This window comes from Desulfovibrio desulfuricans, from assembly GCF_024460775.1.
GTDB lineage: Bacteria > Desulfobacterota > Desulfovibrionia > Desulfovibrionales > Desulfovibrionaceae > Desulfovibrio > Desulfovibrio desulfuricans_E.
Genome location: NZ_JANFYZ010000015.1, coordinates 14,040 through 28,824, shown reverse-complemented (window position 1 = coordinate 28,824; position 14,785 = coordinate 14,040). Strand labels below are relative to the sequence as shown.

The 14,785-nt window shown below is 56.4% G+C and carries 14 protein-coding genes; 12 read left to right on the top strand and 2 right to left on the bottom strand.

Translation table 11 applies throughout. From position 1 onward, the window contains the following. Positions 1-12: 12 nt before the first annotated feature. Positions 13-1,071, bottom strand: a complete 1,059-nt coding sequence (locus NE637_RS13415) for a DUF1848 domain-containing protein (RefSeq protein WP_227118880.1) — start codon at positions 1,069-1,071, stop codon at positions 13-15. Positions 1,072-1,225: 154 nt separating this feature from the next. Here NE637_RS13415 and NE637_RS13410 point away from each other — a divergent pair, with 154 nt between their 5' ends. The 12 genes from NE637_RS13410 (at position 1,226) to NE637_RS13355 (ending at position 13,636) form a co-directional block, all read left to right on the top strand. After that, positions 1,226-1,393, top strand: a complete 168-nt coding sequence (locus NE637_RS13410; protein ID WP_022657287.1) for a hypothetical protein — start codon at positions 1,226-1,228, stop codon at positions 1,391-1,393. After that, on the top strand, positions 1,390-1,803 hold the full coding sequence (gene queD / locus NE637_RS13405; RefSeq protein ID WP_022657288.1) for a 6-carboxytetrahydropterin synthase QueD: 414 nt from the start codon (positions 1,390-1,392) through the stop codon (positions 1,801-1,803). Before NE637_RS13410 ends, queD begins: the two co-directional genes overlap by 4 nt. A gap of 13 nt (positions 1,804-1,816) precedes the next feature. Then, positions 1,817-2,752 carry a WcbI family polysaccharide biosynthesis putative acetyltransferase gene (locus NE637_RS13400; protein ID WP_227118882.1) on the top strand — a complete coding sequence of 312 codons (936 nt, stop codon included), beginning with the start codon at positions 1,817-1,819 and terminating at the stop codon, positions 2,750-2,752. A gap of 331 nt (positions 2,753-3,083) precedes the next feature. Further along, positions 3,084-3,707, top strand: a complete 624-nt coding sequence (locus tag NE637_RS13395; RefSeq protein ID WP_192113724.1) for a flavodoxin family protein — start codon at positions 3,084-3,086, stop codon at positions 3,705-3,707. Between the two features lie 717 nt (positions 3,708-4,424). Continuing rightward, positions 4,425-5,777 carry an SLC13 family permease gene (locus NE637_RS13390; protein ID WP_192113723.1) on the top strand — a complete coding sequence of 451 codons (1,353 nt, stop codon included), beginning with the start codon at positions 4,425-4,427 and terminating at the stop codon, positions 5,775-5,777. Positions 5,778-5,813: 36 nt separating this feature from the next. Continuing rightward, positions 5,814-6,659, top strand: a complete 846-nt coding sequence (locus tag NE637_RS13385) for a fumarate hydratase (protein ID WP_192113722.1) — start codon at positions 5,814-5,816, stop codon at positions 6,657-6,659. Positions 6,660-6,668: 9 nt separating this feature from the next. After that, entirely contained in the window at positions 6,669-7,232 is a 564-nt protein-coding gene (locus tag NE637_RS13380) for a Fe-S-containing hydro-lyase (protein WP_192113721.1), read from the top strand. A gap of 100 nt (positions 7,233-7,332) precedes the next feature. Continuing rightward, positions 7,333-7,962, top strand: a complete 630-nt coding sequence (locus tag NE637_RS13375; RefSeq protein WP_022657294.1) for a succinate dehydrogenase/fumarate reductase transmembrane subunit — start codon at positions 7,333-7,335, stop codon at positions 7,960-7,962. 9 nt (positions 7,963-7,971) lie between these two features. Then, positions 7,972-9,828 (top strand): fumarate reductase flavoprotein subunit, encoded by a 1,857-nt coding sequence (locus tag NE637_RS13370; protein ID WP_215648006.1) that lies wholly within the window; start codon positions 7,972-7,974, stop codon positions 9,826-9,828. 10 nt (positions 9,829-9,838) lie between these two features. After that, a complete protein-coding gene (locus NE637_RS13365; protein WP_192113719.1) occupies positions 9,839-10,621 on the top strand; it encodes a fumarate reductase iron-sulfur subunit in 783 nt (260 codons plus the stop codon). Positions 10,622-10,717: 96 nt separating this feature from the next. After that, positions 10,718-11,404, top strand: a complete 687-nt coding sequence (locus NE637_RS13360; protein WP_192113718.1) for a CBS and ACT domain-containing protein — start codon at positions 10,718-10,720, stop codon at positions 11,402-11,404. A 312-nt stretch (positions 11,405-11,716) separates the two neighbouring features. Then, on the top strand, positions 11,717-13,636 hold the full coding sequence (locus NE637_RS13355) for a sensor domain-containing diguanylate cyclase (RefSeq protein WP_192113717.1): 1,920 nt from the start codon (positions 11,717-11,719) through the stop codon (positions 13,634-13,636). 171 nt (positions 13,637-13,807) lie between these two features. Here NE637_RS13355 and NE637_RS13350 read toward each other — a convergent pair whose 3' ends face one another. Continuing rightward, a complete protein-coding gene (locus NE637_RS13350) occupies positions 13,808-14,695 on the bottom strand; it encodes a LysR family transcriptional regulator (RefSeq protein WP_227118883.1) in 888 nt (295 codons plus the stop codon). Positions 14,696-14,785: the final 90 nt, after the last annotated feature.

Sequence of the window (14,785 nt, the reverse complement as noted above, 5' to 3'; positions counted from 1 at the left end):
TCAGGCCGGTCGTCAAGCTGTCCTCTCCGGCTCTGCAAAAATGCTCTCCCCCTCTGGATCATGCCGCCGGAAATTTCTGGCAGCCACGGCGGGAGAGGTATTGGCGTAGCAGTATACGCAGCCGTGGGGGCAGGTGTCGTACTGGCCCACATCCTTGCAGGGTACGCACAGACACACCGCCCGCTGGCCTGTGTCGCGCGGGTACTCATGTGCTGTGCTGGCAAGGTTCGCGCCTGAGGGCATTTCCAGGGGCAGGCCCAGTTGCCGTTGCGGCGTAATGCCGAAGAGACGCAGCATGTCCGGGTGTCTGTTGGTGAGCCTGAGGATAAGTTCCGGGTCGGTGCAGCGGTTATGGCTGATGCCCCAAGCCGAGAGGTCGCCCTTTTCGCCGCAGGTGCAGGGTTCCACGCCCATTTCCGCAGCAAGAGCGGCCACCCCCGCTGCCACGGTCTGCATCTCCGACTGTGTAAAATCACGCCAGTCAAGGCCCGCCCTGCGCAGATTTTCCCGCACCTTGCGGTAGTCGGCAATATCGGCAAAGCTGAACACCAGCTTGCGGGTACAGCCTTTCAGGGCTTTGCCGATGCGGGCCATTTTTTCCAGCAGCGCATGGCAACCGTCAGGATTTTGCGCCAATTGCCCGGCCAGCATCAGGGGATCAAAGCGCCACACGACCCTTTCCGGCCCCGCCGCATCCGCAAAACGGCGAAAGGTGTCGATGCGTTGGGCAAGCGGCGGTAAATTGGGTTCCCAGCCTTCAGCCTCATAATCATTGAGCGTAAATTCCAGATACCAGGCGAGGCCCCGCGCCTCCACCTCCGGCAGCAAGGGCAGCAAAGGCCGCGGATTTTTGCTCCAGAACACGACAACCCGCGTGTTGGCAAAAGACACAAACTGGGGCCGCCCGTTGAAGGGATTGATCCAGCAGGCATATCCCGCGCGCAGTCTGTTGATAAACCAGGGAGCGTAAAAGGCCGGAATATCCGTTGCCCGGCTGGCCGCAATAATCTCTGGAGCAACTGCGCTTGCCGGCCCCGATGCGGTGGTTATCTGCACTGTACGCCACTTCATGCCCAAAGTGTTTCAGGGCTGCGCGGCTTCGTCAACTGCACGGGGCATGCGGCCTGCATGAAACCATCACTCTGACGTGCATTTTGACTTATCCGGCGCAATTGTTATGCTTAAGGGCAAGCACAATCAATAACCTGTAACAAACTGGAAATTCATGTCTTTCTTTTCCTGGATGCAAAGCCTCTTCACGCCGCCCTCCACTGGCGACCCTGATCTGGATGATCCACATCCAGGCTTTGAATGGAACCAGAACGCCCGCATCATGCTGGCGATCATTGTTGTCATTATTTCGGCCTTCGTGGTCTACTGGATACTGTCATGACAAAGGGCGCTTTCTGGCGGCTGACCGTGCGGGACGATTTTTCTGCTGGTCATGCCCTGCGGCATTACGAGGGCAAGTGCGAGCGCATGCACGGCCACAATTTTGCGGTGGAACTGACCGTGCAGGGGCAGCGCCTGACCCCGGACACTGAAATGCTGCTTGATTTCAAAACGCTCAAAAGCGGTCTTAAAACCGTGCTTGACGCGCTAGACCACCGCCTGCTCAACGAAACGCCGCCCTTTGACGTCATGAATCCTTCGTCAGAAAACCTTGCCCGGCATATCTGGCGGGGCATGGCAGAGCTGCTGGCAACACATGACGATCCCCAGGCCCGGCAAGTGCGGCTTTACAGCGTCACAGTGTCTGAAAAAGCCGCGCAAAGCGCCACCTACATGGAAGTGGACGACTGATTCAGGGACGCGAATGGGGATGGACGCTGGCGCACCCCAAGAATACGGCCCCCTCACACCCAAGACAGACGGAACCAGCATGACCAAGGCTCTGTGTCTTCTGCACGCCAACTGCCAGGGCGATGCCCTGCGGCCCCTGCTGGAAAACACCCCGGCCTTTGCCAGCCGGTTTTATATCCGCCAGTATGTGAACTATACGCGGCAAAGTATTGCAGACAGCGATATTGAACGCTGCGAGCTTTTTCTCTACCAGCGCCTTGCGCCCAAGTGGGGCGACCTTTCCACAGAACAGATGCTGCCGCGCCTGCCGCAGCACTGCCTGTCCATTGAGATTCCCAACCTGTTTTTCAAGGGTTACTGGCCTTTCTGGTCCCGCGATGAACGCATCAACTTTGCCGACAGCCTGCTGGAGACGCTGCTGCAAAAGGTCACGCCGCAAGAGGCGCTGACCCTCTATCTGCGCGGCGCAGCCTCGCTGCTGGGCGATGCGGACGCGCTCAACGCGCAGGCTGAAGAATCGCTTGCGCGTGAGGAAGCCAAGGAGGCCGATGCCCCCATACGTTGCGCGCCGCTGCTGCGCGAGCGCTGGCGTGATGAACAGATGTTCATCACGGTCAACCACCCTGGCCGCGAACTGCTGTTCCACATGGCGGACAGCCTGCTGCGCCTGTTGGGCCTTGGCGCTCTGCCCCCCTCCACCCGCGGGTCATATGTCCACCCACTTGAAGATTTCTGGCTGCCCATCCATCCGGCGGTGGGGAGCGCGCTGCACCTGCCCTTTGCCAGCGCGGACAAACGCTGGCCCATCTTCCACTCCCTGCTCACGCACAGGGAATATACCCTGTGCTACATGGCCTGCCGCGCAAACAATGTGCCGGACTTTCTGACCTTTCTAAAAAACCTCTCCCCTGACGCCCTGCGGCTGGCCGCAAAAGATATGACAGACTGATTCTGACTTGCCGACATGGCTGTTTCTGGAGCCCTGGCTGGTGCAGAGCCGCGAACAGGCGGCACACAGCCCAAGGGGGCGGCAGGCCCCTGCGTGGCTTGCGCACGTGAAAGGCATTGCGTACTGTTGGCAGGTCAAAAAATCATGGACGAAATTACGCACAGGCCTGCAAGTACATTCACCAAGCCTGCGCAGCCCGGCATCTGCTGGCCTGACGTTCCCAAAACGTCAATATCTGGCTGGCTTTTTACCAACAAAATCATACGGGGGCTCTGGCCTCGCCGCTCCGCTCACAGCGGGGCGGGCATTTTGCACCCGAAAGGAGATTCTCATGAAGGTACTCATGCTCAACGGCAGCCCGCATCCCAAGGGCTGTACCTTTACCGCCCTGTCCACGGTTGCGGCGCAGCTGGAAAAAAACGGCGTTGAAACGCAGATGCTCCAGTTGGGCACAAAGCCCATACAGTGCTGTATTGGCTGCGGCAAGTGCAAGGATACCGGGCATTGCGTGTTCAATGCCGACCACGTTAACGAGGCCATTGACCTGCTGCGCGAGGCAGACGGCTTTGTTGTGGGTTCTCCTGTTTACTACGCCGGCCCCAACGGCGGCGTGTGCTCCTTTCTTGACCGCATGTTCTATGGCAAGTCCCTCCACTATGCCTTCAAGCCCGCCGCCGCCGTGGTGAGCTGCCGCCGTGGCGGGGCCAGCGCTTCCTTTGATCGGCTGAACAAATACTTTACCATTGCGCGCATGCCCGTGGTTTCTTCCCAGTACTGGAACGCCGTGCACGGCAATACGCCGGAGCAGGTAATGCAGGACAAGGAAGGCTTGCAGATCATGCGCACCCTTGGGGACAACATGGCATGGCTGCTCAAGTGCATCGCCGCTGGCAAGGCCGCGGGCGTGGCAACTCCAACCCCGGAGCCGTGGGATCCCACCAACTTTATTCGCTAGAACCAGACACCATGTGAGATACCGTGCAGATATTCCTGCAATATCTACCCGTTTGCGGGGCAAACGCACAACCACAGTAACAGGCAAATATCAGTGATCAGGGCTGTCCGAAATATTTTCGGACAGCCTTTTTTATTGTCTGGCTGTTCATTTTATATGCCCCTGTTTTATGCAACAGCATATCCGGTCAGGATGATCGTCGCGCATAAGCCTTCTACGCGCTCTGACGGAACTTTTCACACGCGCTGCACGCTGGCTGCTGTTATCTCAATGTCCCCAGTAAGGCTGATAAAGTTTTATCCGCGCATTCGCGCTTTATCTTTGGGCCTCCATACAGATTATTTTGCACTGAATATGTGTCTTGCACAAAAAAGCATACCTTCATTGAAAATTGCGATATAAAATTTATACAAAAAGACAATTAATGAAGATCAAACCACTACAATATTTATGACCGATAAATATTCATACCGCATAATATGAGTATTTGTGATTTTTATTACATACTGCTTAATATAAAAAAAAATTCCATCTTTCATGCTGCATACGTTGAAGAAATTATGAAGATTGATCAATCATTCAGCATAATACTGTTGCCACGATTTTTCATATCTGGCATTGTTTCAGGTATCCATTTATTTTCCCTGCCATTGTATACCATAAACGCGAAAAGTCGAGCAGGGACGCCGTAAATTTCATGATGCAGGAGGTTGGCGGATGAAAAGACCAGCTCTATGGGCGTTTATGCTGCTTGCGATTGTTCTTTTTGCCGGACATGAGGCCTTTGCAGCTTCCAGTCTTGGCATCAAGCTACCAGAAGACCCCACCAAGGCGTACATCACCCTGGGCATCCTGCTGGTTGCCGCGGTGATGTTTTTTACGGAAGTTGTCCCCCTGCCCATCACGGCCCTGCTTGTGCCGGTGGCTCTGTCTCTCACAAATGTGGTTTCGTCCAAGGTTGCCTTTGGCTACTTTGGCGACCCCACCGTTGTGCTCTTCATGGCCATGTTCATTGTGGGCGAAGCCACGTTTATAACCGGATTTGCAGACAAGGTGGGCGGCCTGGCAGTCAAGCTTTCCAAGGGAAATCCGGTCAAGCTCATCGTATACACCATGGCGGCCATCGGCCTGCTTTCAACCGTGCTTTCCAACACCGGCACCACCGTTGTGGCCGTGCCCATGGTGCTTGGCATGTGCATCAAGGCCAAACTTGCCCCCGGCAAGGTGCTTATGCCCGTTGCCTTTGCCTCGTCACTGGGCGGCACGGTAACGCTTGTAGGCACGCCGCCCAACGGCATTATCAACTCCATGCTGGCCCAGACAGGGCAAAGCCCCTTTGGCTTTTTTGAATTCGGCCTTATCGGCATGCCCTTGCTGGTCGTTGGCCTGCTCTATTATGCAGTTATCGGCCACAAGTTCTTGCCGGAAAAGCTGCATGACGACAGCGAAGACGACATTGAAGTTGACGCCAAAATCCGCCGCGAACACAAAATGTGGCATTCCGTACTGATTTTCGCCTTTGTTGTCGCCATGATGGCCAGCGAAATCATGCCCTTGACCACCGCCGCCGTTTTGGGCGCCTGCCTTATGGTCATCACAGGCTGCATGACCATGCGTGAAGCCTTCCGCAGCGTTGACTGGACAACGATTTTTCTGTTCGCGGGCATGCTTTCCATGTCGGCCGCCATGGACAAGTCCGGCGCAGCCGCCATTGTGGCTAACGCAGTGGTGAGCACGGTCAATGACCCGTGGATGCTCATGTTTGTATGTTGCGCCCTCACCGCCGCCATCACCAACTTCATGTCCAATACCGCCACTGCGGCCCTCATGGCCCCGCTGGCCCTGCCCATCGCCCTTGCCAGCGGCATCTCGCCCCTGCCCATCGCCATGGGCATTGCCATGTCGGCCTCATGCTGCTTCCTGACGCCCATTGCCACCCCGCCCAACACCATCGTGCTTGGCCCCGGCAGATACAGCTTCATGGATTATGTCAAGGCTGGCTGGCCTTTGCAGTTGATTTCGCTCATTATGTGCTGGCTGCTTATCCCGCTGATCTGGCCTTTCCATTGATAGGCCAGCAGCAGTCGTACTTATAAAGAGGAAGACATGAAGGAAATCAATGTTGAGGACATAGCGCGCGCCGTTGCCGACCTTGCAGTGCGCGCCTGTTGCCGCCTGCCGCAGGATATGGTGGACGGCATGCGCAGGGCGCATGAGGCTGAACCCTCGCCCGTGGGTAAAAACATTCTCGAACAACTGCTGGAAAATGCGTCAATCGCAGCCAGCGACGGCATTCCCATTTGCCAAGATACCGGCCTTGCCGTGATTTTTGCCGATGTGGGGCAGGATGTGCGCATTGTGGGCGGCGCGTTTGAAGACGCCGTCAATGAGGGCGTGCGCCGAGGCTATGTGGACGGTTACCTGCGCAAATCCTGTGTGGCGGAGCCATTGTTTGATCGCAAAAATACGCGCGACAACACCCCTGCAGTAATCCACACCCGTCTTGTGCCCGGCGATTCGCTGCGCCTGCGCCTGGCCCCCAAGGGGGCAGGCTCTGAAAACAAGAGCGTGGTCAAAATGCTCGTGCCCGCTGACGGCATTGAAGGCGTGCGCAAGGTGGTGCTGGATGCCGTGCTGGCAGCAGGGCCCAATTCATGTCCGCCCATGGTGGTGGGCGTTGGCCTTGGCGGCACCATGGAAATGGCCGCCATCTGCGCCAAGCGCGCCGCCGCCCGCGACCTTGAAAGCCGCAACCACGATCCGCGCTATGCGGCCTTTGAAGAAGAACTGCTTGAGCTTATCAACAAGACCGGCATTGGCCCTCAGGGCCTTGGCGGGCTGACTACGGCGCTGAAAGTGCATGTGGAGTGGGCGCCCACCCACATTGCCTCCCTGCCTGTGGCCGTAAACATCAACTGCCACGCGGCGCGCCACGCCGAAGTTACGCTGTAGGAGGCCACCATGTCGGAAAACCAGATGAAAAGAATACGCGCTCCTTTTGACGAAGCCACTGCGCGTTCACTGCGCGCTGGCGACCGGGTGCTGATTTCGGGCACCATTCTTGCCGCGCGGGATGCGGCCCACAAACGCCTGGTGGAAACACTGGACAAGGGCGAACCCCTGCCCGTGGATCTGAAGGGCGCGGTGGTCTATTACGTGGGGCCAAGCCCGGCCAAACCCGGCGAAGTGATCGGCGCTGCCGGGCCAACCACCTCGGGGCGCATGGATGCCTATACCCCACGGCTGCTTGATCAGGGCCTCAAAGGCATGATCGGCAAGGGCTACCGCAAGCCTGAAGTGGTGGAAGCCATGAAAAAGCATGGAGTGCCGTATCTTGCCGCCGTGGGCGGGGCAGGCGCCCTGATCGCCCGCAGCATTAAAAAATATACGGTGCTGGCCTACGAAGACCTTGGGCCCGAAGCAGTGGCCGCCATGGAAGTGGAGGATTTTCCCGCCATTGTGGTCATCGACAGCACGGGCGACAACTACTACGAAACAGGGCAGGCCCCGTACAGACGATCCTGACTTGCGGCCGCCCCTGTGCATGCCAAATGCTGAATGCTTAGAATTGGCGCAGTTTGTCGCGCCGTATTGTAATGCCTGATATCTTTATGAAGGAGTAGGTATGGCCTTGAGCAGATCCCCTGTCGATGACCGAACCCGCCTTGATTTCTGGCAAGCGGCTTCTGGCGCTGTACTGGCGCTGTTTGTATGTGTGCATCTTGTGCTGGAAGGAACAGTCGTCCTCAGCCCCGCACTGACCAACGGCATTGCATGGTTGCTTGAAGTCACCATGCTCGCGCAGGTGGCGGCCCCCGTTATCATGCTGCTGATCCTGTTCCACTTTTACATTGCGGCCCGCAAAATGCCCTTCCGCGCCAATGAACTTGGCGTGTTTGTGCAACACAGCAAGGGCCTCAAGGAAGTGGATACGTGGCTGTGGCTGGTGCAGGTTTTTACGGCCATCGTTATTCTGGCTGGCGCTTTCTACCACATTTACAGCGTCATGACAGACCTGCCCATCAATGTGGCGGGCAGCGCCAAGCGCCTGCACTCGGGCTGGCTGGCCTTCTACGTGTTCTTTCTGCCTTGCGTCATTCTGCATACGGGCATTGGCGTGTACCGCCTGGCCGTCAAGTTCGGCGTGTGCGTCAAGGCCACGCGCCCGGCGTGGCGCAAGTGGACCTGGATTGTCATGGGCTGTTATCTTCTGCTCGGCGCGGCGGCTCTGACCCGCGTGTGGTTCTTGGGATAGGGGGTGCGTATGCGAGTTTTTGAAAGCGATGTTCTTTGCATAGGCGCCGGCCTGGCCGGGGAACGCGTTGCCGTGGAAGCGGCGCAGGCGGGTTTCAGCGTTATCTGTCTTTCACTGGTGCCGCCCAAGCGGTCGCACTCATCAGCCGCCATGGGCGGCATGCAGGCGGCGCTGGGCAACTCCATCATGGGCGAGGGCGACTGCCCCGAGGTGCACTTCAACGATACAGTCAAAGGCTCCGACTGGGGCTGCGACCAGGAAGTGGCCCGCCTGTTTGCCGAGACAGGCCCCATCGCCATGCGCGAAATGGCCTGGATGGGCGTTCCCTGGAGCCGCGTTGTGCCCGGTGAACACACCTACTACAAGGGCGGCAAGCCCTTTCAGGCAACGGAAAAAAAGGAAAACGAGGGGCTGATCCACTCCCGCGCCTTTGGCGGCACTGCCAAATGGCGCACCTGTTATACATCTGACGGCACAGGCCACGCCGTGCTGTTCACCCTTGATAACCGCCTGCTGCAACTGGGCGTTGACGTACATGACCGCATGCAGGCCGAGGCCCTGATTCACGATGGACAGCGCTGCATGGGCTGCGTTGCCCGAGATCTGCGCACCGGCGAACTGGTGGGCTATTTCGCCAAGGCAACCCTTATCGCCACGGGCGGTTATGGCCGTATTTACCGGGCCACCACCAATGCCATCATCTGCGACGGCGGCGGCCAGATCACGGCCCTTGAAACGGGCGTTGTGCCTCTGGGCAATATGGAAGCCGTGCAGTTTCACCCCACAGGCACCGTGCCCACGGACATTCTGGTCACAGAAGGCTGCCGCGGCGACGGCGGCACCCTGCTGGACGTGAACGAATACCGCTTTATGCCCGATTACGAGCCGGAAAAGGCGGAGCTTGCCTCGCGCGACGTCGTGTCGCGCCGCATGACCGAGCACATGCGCAAGGGCCTTGGCGTACAAAGCCCCTATGGCGAGCACTTGTGGCTGGATATTCGCCATCTGGGCGAAAAACATATCACCACAAACCTGCGCGAAGTGTACGACATCTCAACGCACTTCCTGGGCGTAAACCCCATCCACCAGCTTATACCTGTGCGGCCCACCCACCACTACAGCATGGGCGGCGTACGCATCAACAAGGACGGCCACGCCTACGGCCTTGAAGGGCTTTTCTCCGCTGGCGAAGCAGCCTGCTGGGATATGCACGGCTTCAACCGCCTTGGCGGCAACTCGCTGGCCGAGACCATTGTTTCTGGCCGCATTGTTGGCGCAAAACTGGTGGAATTCCTCAAAGGTTACGAAACAGTGTTCTCAACCCAGGCCATGACGGACGCCGCCACCAAGGTCAAGGGGCGCATCGCTGCCCTGCTGCGCGGTACCGGCGACGACTGCTACACCCTGCGCAACGCCATGCAGGACATCATGATGGAACATGTGGGTATTTTCCGTAACGGCAAGGATCTGGAAGCAGGCGTTGCCAAGTTGCAGGAACTGCTGGAGCGCACCAAGAACATGCGGCTTGCCAGCGGCAACATCCCCGGCCCCAATGCCGAGCTTTCCATGGCCCTGCGCGTACCGGGCATGCTCAAGCTGGCCCTGTGCACGGCCTACGGCGCGCTGATGCGCACAGAAAGCCGTGGCGCGCACGCCCGCGAGGATTACCCCGAGCGCAACGACAAGGAATGGCTCAACCGTACCCTGGCCTACTGGAAGGAAGGCGACACCCTGCCCACCCTCAAGTACGAACCGGCAACGCCGTTCTATATTCTGCCCCCCGGCGACCGTGGATACGGCGGCGGCAAGATCATAACCGCCGACATCAGCCCGGAAAAAATTGTACCGTACGCACAACAGGGGTAAGGAGAGCCATATGGGACGCAATCTGACGTTTGAAATATTCCGTTACAATCCGCTGGATCCGCTCTCGCATCCCCATATGCAGACATTCCAGCTTGAAGAACATAACAGCATGACGCTGTTTATCGCGCTGAACATGATCCGCGAAACGCAGGACGCCTCCTTGCAGTTTGACTTTTGCTGCCGCGCTGGCATCTGCGGTTCGTGCGGCATGGTCATCAACGGGCGGCCCGGTCTGGCCTGCCACACGCAGACAAGCGACCTGCCAAGCCACATCACCCTGCATCCCCTGCCGGTGTTCAAGCTTTTGGGCGACCTCTCGGTGGATACGGGCACATGGTTTCGCAATGTGGGAGCCAAGATCGAATCGTGGATACACACCACCAAGGAGTTTGACCCCAAGGCGCAGGAAGAGCGCATGGACAACGAACTGGCTACCCAGATATTCGAGCTTGACCGCTGCATTGAATGCGGCTGCTGCGTGGCGGCCTGCGGCACGGCCCGCATGCGCGAAGACTTTATCGGCGCAACGGCAATCAACCGCATGGCGCGCTTCTACATTGACCCGCGCGACAACCGCACACCTGCGGACTATTATGAACTGATCGGCGATGATAGCGGCGTATTCGGCTGCATGGGGCTACTGGCCTGCGACAACGTCTGCCCCAAGCAACTGCCGCTTCAGGATCAACTGGGCATCATGCGCCGCATGGTGACAATGGAATCTGTGCGCGGTATTTTGCCTGAATTTATACGCAACAAATTGCAGGGCTGTGGATGCGGCTGTTCCAAATAACAACGCTTGCCTCATGGAATGGGCTGGCATAGTCCGCCCATTCCATTCCCACCAGACGGGAGGGGCAACCCTCGCACTACCCCCAGGGAGGATGCCATGCTGATACTCGACTGGATGCAATCCAAGGTAATTTCCATTCCGCCGACCGCAACCCTGCTCCAGTGCCGGAAGCTGTTCAAGGAACACAAAATAAACCGACTCCCTGTGGTTGACGCCAACAATGTTGTGGTTGGGCTCATCTCGTCTTCCGATGTCCGCAGTTTTGCTCCCAGCAAGTCCACGGGGCTCGAAATCATTGAGCTTCTGGAAATCATGAGCGAAACCAAGGCCAGAGATGTCATGGTGGTCGATCCGGTGACCATCACGTATAAAAGCACGATTGAGCAGGCGGCCAAAAGGATGATCGACAGGCACGTTGCCTGCCTGCCCGTGGTGAACGATGAGGAAAAACTGGTGGGCATCATCACGGGCTGGGATGTATTCAAGGCCCTGCTCGACATGAGCGGCGCAGAACAACCCGGCGTTGAGGTGGGCTTTGTAGTTCCCTATCAGCCCGGCACCCTGCGCGAACTGCTCGACAGGCTCAAGGCGCATGGCATGAGCATTATTTCTGTATTGTCGTCGGCTTCAACCGATGGCATGCGTCAGGTCAAGATACGTTTCAAAGGTCCCGATGCCATGTCGCAAAATGTTGCGCTTGAGCAGTTCCGCGACCATCCCGGCCTGCGTTACTGGGCGCGCGAGGACGAATTCTACCTTAAGTCAAACGTGGATCTGGGCTAAGCATCCCCCTGCCCGGCTCACGGAGAGCTGGCTGCGGGGCAGGCCCCATGAACAGCGGTAAAAGTGCCGCCACGGCTGCTGTGCCGTGGCGGTTTTTTCTTATGCCCATCGGCATATTTCCGAGTAGATGCCTTGGCTTCCTTTCTGCAATACGGTATACAAAACGGCATTCCGTGTTGCAGGGAGGGGGACATGCCACGCCCAGGGCAGAGGCCTTGCCCGTCCAGCATCGGCGCATTCACTTTCAACACATCCGGATACTGTCTTATCACTCCTTGCAGACATGTCTGCCTTCACGCTTCAGGACGCTCCATGCACAAGAACTATGCCTTCCGAACCAATTTCATAATCTGCCTGATTATTGTTATCGGCTTTTCCGTCACTTCTGTAATAGGCTACCGTTCCAATGTGGACACCCTGAAAAAAGAAGCGGAAAGCGTGACACGCCTGGCCTCAGAAGGCATGATGTATCAGATTGACGCCATTTTTGCCCAATCCATACATATTTCGCTGACAATGGCGCACGACAGTTTTTTGATCAATTTTCTCTCGCAGGAAAGGGAAAACCTGAAAAACCCGGCGTACACGCTGAATATCAGGGAATACCTCGCCGCTTACAGAAAAAAATACAATTATGATTCTGTTTTTCTTGTCTCCATGCAGACAGACCGTTACTACAACTTTTCTGGTGTTGACCGCATTGTTGACCATTCTAATCCTGAAAACAAATGGGTACGGGAATTTATTGCAAGCAATCAGGAATTTTCACTCAATATTGATAACGACAAAGCTGCGCACGACACCATTACAGTATTTGTAAACTGTGCTGTTAAAAACAAGAATAACGAAACCGTGGGCATTGTGGGCGTTGGTTTTACTGTAAACACCATACAGGCCATGCTTATCAAGTATGAGCAACAATTTGCGGTTAAATCCTATCTTGTGAACGCCGATGGGGCCATCCAGATATCTTCATCCGCTCAGGGCAGGCCTGCCGCGGATATTTATACCGCGCAAACCTTTGCCGCAGTCAAAAATACCCTGAAAAAGAACAGCACAGAAATTTCAGACACATGGTATTCTGGTCATGGCACCGATGGCTATGCCGTCACGCGCTACCTTCCTGCTCCTGATCTTTTCCTCATTACAGACAAAAACACCTCTGAAATAATCAGACAGATCAGAACAAAATACTACACTGGCGCTATTGTTGTTGGCTTTACAATGATAATTGTCATTTTTATTGTAACAGCAATAATACGTAGATACAAAAATAAGATAATTTCTCTCACTATTGCTGAAGAATTAAAGTATCATGCCATACTTCAAAACGCCACATCGCATATTTACGAAAGCATTGTTGAATTTGACATAACCAATGATGTTGCCTGCGGTGAAGGCACAAAAAAGTTTATGCAGCAGTTGGGCCTCAAGCCAAACACATCATACAGCACCATGCTGCAAACCATTGTGGCAAAGCATATCCTGCCCGAACATGTAAACCTGTACCTGCAAACTTTCAGCCCGGAATCCATACGCACAGCCCTTCAGGAGCAGCGTAACAAGCTAAGTTGCGATTTCCAGTGCATGCAGGGCAACGGCCAGTACATCTGGTTCAGAGAAACCGGCTATATTTTGCGCTGGGCAGAGAATGATTCCATCCACATTGTCATTTGCCGCCAGAACATTGACCACGACAAAAGACAGGAACTCAGCCTCCAGGATATGGCCCAAAAAGACGGCTTAACTGGTCTTTACAACAAGATGACCACAGAAGCGCTAATTGACAGACGCCTGGCGGAACATCAGTGCGACGCTGGCGCCCTGGCCATGATCATGCTTGATATAGATAACTTCAAGGAACTCAACGACTCATTGGGCCATGTTGCGGGCGACAGGATCATTCAGGAGTTTGCCCAGAGTCTGCGGGCGGCCTTTGCACCCGGAGATCTGGTAGGCCGCATCGGCGGCGATGAATTTATTGTTCTTACATGCCAGCAAAGCAGTGCTGCCTTGACCACAAAGCTTGAAGAACTCTGCAAGTGCATCCGCCACACCACGTATGGAGGCGAGGGGCAGCACCACATTGCCGCAAGCATGGGCGTGGCGCTCTTTCCCCTGCATGGCAAAAACTTCAGCGAACTGTATGCAAGTGCAGATACAGCCCTGTACCGCGCCAAGCAGAAGGGCAAGGACACGTATACCTTTTTTGAAACCGCGCCCTTGGTATAGGCCAAGACTGCCCCAACAGATACGGCAACAGGTTCGGGCCCAGTTTAGCTGGACAGGTGGACAGCAAGCACTGGCCGTTCCACAGGCTGTCTTGAGGCAATGCCAAAGGAGTGACTCTGGCTTGCCGCTGGTCCCGCAGCCACGGCGGCAAATGAGGGGTGCCCGCCTCAGCTATCCTGCGGGAATGGCAGATGTTTTTTTCTCACAGCTTGTGAGGCAGCGACAGATAGCCGCCACGTTGGCCGAGGCCATGCCCTTGCGCCACACAAGCTCGGTTACGGCATTGCACAGGGGGTGTTCAAGGGCATGCACGGAAAGCATGCCGTTGGTGCGGCACAGCTCAAGAACCGATGCCGGAACCACCCCAACCCCCATGCCCGCAATAACGCCTCCCACAATGGCGTGGTACGAAGCCAGCTCAACAATATGCTGCGGCTCCCACCCGTAGGCCCGAAACCAGTTCACCAGCCGGTTCCGGTAGGCGCACCCCCCCTGAAAAGCCAGCACGGCCTTGCGCCCTATGTCGTCCGGCGTATGGATGGGCGGATGCTCCCTGGTGGCAATCAGCACCAACCGCTCAGTAAATGCCTCCATTCTCTCCAGCCGTTCATCTGTGGGCGCATCAACCACAAATACCGCATCCAGCCTGTTTTCCAGAATATCCCCGTACAGGGAACTGCTGGTACCTATCACAAGCTCAAGCTCGATGCCGGGATATTCCGCATGCAAACGGGCCAGAACTTCGGGCAAACGCGCCGCCGCCGCACTTTCCAGTGCGCCAATGCGTAGCCTGCCGCCCGGCTCCATCCCCCTTACGCACAGCTCGGCTTCATCCACCAACGCGGTTATCCGGCGGGCATAGGTGTAAAGCGTCTGTCCCCTTGCTGTGGGCAGCAAGCGCTTTTTTTCCCGCAAAAACAGTTGGATGCCCAGCTCTTCTTCCATCAGCATGATGCGGGCGGTAACGCCCGAGGGCACCCGGTGCAAAGCCTTTGCGGCATGGCTTATACTGCCGGTTTCCATGACGGCCATGAATGTGCGCAGGTCTGAGACTTCCATTTATTCACCATTTATGACTGTTTCTTTCATTTTTATTCATTTGCTATGATGACTACCATCTCATAACGTATGCCGCAAGCCGCCCGTTGT

Bases quoted from the DNA above. Each gene is read 5' to 3' on its own strand.
- NE637_RS13365 (WP_192113719.1), top strand. From the start codon at position 9,839: ATGGGACGCAATCTGACGTTTGAAATATTCCGTTACAATCCGCTGGAT.
- NE637_RS13350 (WP_227118883.1), bottom strand. From the start codon at position 14,695: ATGGAAGTCTCAGACCTGCGCACATTCATGGCCGTCATGGAAACCGGC.
- NE637_RS13360 (WP_192113718.1), top strand. From the start codon at position 10,718: ATGCTGATACTCGACTGGATGCAATCCAAGGTAATTTCCATTCCGCCG.
- NE637_RS13415 (WP_227118880.1), bottom strand. From the start codon at position 1,071: ATGAAGTGGCGTACAGTGCAGATAACCACCGCATCGGGGCCGGCAAGC.
- NE637_RS13410 (WP_022657287.1), top strand. From the start codon at position 1,226: ATGTCTTTCTTTTCCTGGATGCAAAGCCTCTTCACGCCGCCCTCCACT.
- NE637_RS13395 (WP_192113724.1), top strand. From the start codon at position 3,084: ATGAAGGTACTCATGCTCAACGGCAGCCCGCATCCCAAGGGCTGTACC.
- NE637_RS13370 (WP_215648006.1), top strand. From the start codon at position 7,972: ATGCGAGTTTTTGAAAGCGATGTTCTTTGCATAGGCGCCGGCCTGGCC.
- NE637_RS13380 (WP_192113721.1), top strand. From the start codon at position 6,669: ATGTCGGAAAACCAGATGAAAAGAATACGCGCTCCTTTTGACGAAGCC.
- NE637_RS13385 (WP_192113722.1), top strand. From the start codon at position 5,814: ATGAAGGAAATCAATGTTGAGGACATAGCGCGCGCCGTTGCCGACCTT.
- NE637_RS13355 (WP_192113717.1), top strand. From the start codon at position 11,717: ATGCACAAGAACTATGCCTTCCGAACCAATTTCATAATCTGCCTGATT.
- NE637_RS13375 (WP_022657294.1), top strand. From the start codon at position 7,333: ATGGCCTTGAGCAGATCCCCTGTCGATGACCGAACCCGCCTTGATTTC.
- NE637_RS13400 (WP_227118882.1), top strand. From the start codon at position 1,817: ATGGGGATGGACGCTGGCGCACCCCAAGAATACGGCCCCCTCACACCC.
- queD (WP_022657288.1), top strand. From the start codon at position 1,390: ATGACAAAGGGCGCTTTCTGGCGGCTGACCGTGCGGGACGATTTTTCT.
- NE637_RS13390 (WP_192113723.1), top strand. From the start codon at position 4,425: ATGAAAAGACCAGCTCTATGGGCGTTTATGCTGCTTGCGATTGTTCTT.